1 protein-coding gene is annotated in these 1,495 nt (G+C 72.3%); it reads right to left on the reverse strand.

The window, feature by feature from the left end; translation table 11 throughout:
- Positions 1-173: 173 nt before the first annotated feature.
- Positions 174-1,175, reverse strand: coding sequence for a ParA family protein (locus I6A60_RS41005; RefSeq protein WP_374113441.1), 1,002 nt, complete (start codon positions 1,173-1,175; stop codon positions 174-176).
- Positions 1,176-1,495 lie beyond the last annotated feature (320 nt).

The following is a 1,495-nucleotide window of genomic DNA, read 5'->3' on the forward strand; positions in this document are numbered from 1 at the left end:
GCAACCGCCTGGCCACACACCGTCACACTCGACACCGCCGCTTGACACCCAAAACCATGGGATGTCTGGGGTGGTCGCGGAAACAGCCTCGGCACGACCACCCCAGGGCCAAAACCGCGATCAAGGCCGCGCGAGGGCGCGCCGGGGTGACGGTGGCGGGACCTGGGGACTGGCTAGCCGACCAGCGGGGGGCGGGCGTGGCGGGTCATCAGCTCGCGGGCGAGGCGCCGGTAGCCGGCGGCGCCGACCGAGGTGGGGGCGTAGGTCGTGATGGGCTCGCCGGCGACCGTGGTCTCCGGGAAGCGGACCGTCCGGTTGATGACGGTGTGGAAGACCTCCTCCGGGAAGCGCTCGACCACCCGGGCGAGCACCTCACGGGCGTGCAGCGTGCGCGCGTCGTACATGGTCGCGAGGATGCCGGCCAGGTCGAGCCGGGAGTTGAGCCGTTCGCGGACCTTGTCGATCGTCTGCAGCAGCAGGGCCACCCCGCGCAGCGCGAAGTACTCGCACTCCAGCGGGATGATCACCGCATGGGCCGCCGTCAGCGCGTTCACGGTGAGCAGGCCGAGCGAGGGCTGGCAGTCGACGAGGATCACGTCGTACTCGTCGTGGACGGGCGTCAGCGCGCGGGCCAGGCTGTGCTCCCGGCCGACCTCGCTGACCAGCAGCACCTCACCGGCCGACAGGTCGATGTTGCTCGGCAGCAGGTCGAGGCCGTCGACCTGGGTTTCGATGATCACGTCGTTGACGTGGGTGTCCCCGCCGCCGAGCAGCAGGTCGTGCACCGTCAGCTCGAACTGGTTCGGGTTGATGCCGAGGCCGACCGACAGCGCGCCCTGCGGGTCGAAGTCGACGAGCAGCACCCGGCGGCCGTACTCGGCGAGCGCGGCGCCCAGGTTGATGGTGCTGGTCGTCTTGCCGACGCCGCCCTTCTGGTTGCACATGGCGAGAATCCAGGCGGGACCGTGCGACGAGAGCTGGTCGGGCACCGGGAACAACGGCATCGGCCGCCCGGTCGGCCCGACCTGGCCGACCTTTTCGTCGTCCTGCGCCATCTCCAGCCGGCCCTCAGCGGGGATCCGCGGCTTGTCGATGTTGACCTCGCCGTAGGGCACCCGTGAGGTACCGCCCACCGAGGGCGCGTCGGAGAAACCAGCCACGACTGAACCTGCCATTCGTCTTTCCGGGTGACACGGCCTGCGTAGGCACAGACCGCGGGGGCAGCAGCAGACCCGGGGCGCGACTGGAGCGTACCGACAAGGTGGGCCGTAAGCGGCGATGGGTGGGGCCGTCACGGCGTGTCGCGGTCGCCCCGAACGGCGCCGGAGGCGCCGCGGGGCGCTCCGCGGGGGGGGGGGGGGGGCCGCCCCCCCCCCCCGCGCCCCCGGCGGGGGGGGGGGGGGGGCGGGGGGGGGCCCCCCACGGCCGTTGCTCGGTGAGCAGGGAGACGTGGCCGGCGGACCAGTCGACATGCGGAGACGCCTCTCGCACATGG

Source organism: Frankia sp. AgB1.9, assembly GCF_016786355.1.
GTDB lineage: Bacteria > Actinomycetota > Actinomycetes > Frankiales > Frankiaceae > Pseudofrankia.

Bases quoted from the DNA above. Each gene is read 5' to 3' on its own strand.
- I6A60_RS41005 (WP_374113441.1), bottom strand. From the start codon at position 1,175: ATGGCAGGTTCAGTCGTGGCTGGTTTCTCCGACGCGCCCTCGGTGGGC.